This is a genomic window from Elizabethkingia argenteiflava (assembly GCF_009904105.1).
In the GTDB taxonomy this organism is placed as follows: domain Bacteria; phylum Bacteroidota; class Bacteroidia; order Flavobacteriales; family Weeksellaceae; genus Elizabethkingia; species Elizabethkingia argenteiflava.
Window position 1 is genome coordinate 1 of sequence record NZ_JAAABJ010000165.1, and the last position, 370, is coordinate 370.

1 protein-coding gene is annotated in these 370 nt (G+C 31.4%); it reads left to right on the top strand.

The features are described 5' to 3' along the window. Positions 1-55: 55 nt before the first annotated feature. Positions 56-370, top strand: a 315-nt coding sequence (locus GNY06_RS01335; RefSeq protein WP_394350816.1) for a transposase, incomplete at its 3' end; no start/stop codon positions are given.

The following is a 370-nucleotide window of genomic DNA, read 5'->3' on the forward strand; positions in this document are numbered from 1 at the left end:
GGCAAAAACCACCAACAGCATTTTTCTTTGTGATAACCAGTGACAAATTTTGGCAATGGGAAGTCCAAAAAGAGGCCATCATCACGATTTATACCAAATAGAAGCTAGTTTGAAAGAAATTCTGTCACTTCTAAGCGAAGTAGAAATAGATCATAAAGTATTGTTTCTGAATGCTGATGCAGGATTTGACAGTGAGAATTTAAGACAAATGTTAGAAAAAGAAAAAATAATCTCCAATATTAAAACCAATCTCAGGAATAATAAAACTGCCAAGAATTATTATTATTTTGATGAAGAATTATATAAACGAAGGTTCAATATAGAGAAAGCAAATGCTTGGCTGGATAGTTTCAAAGCATTATTTATACGA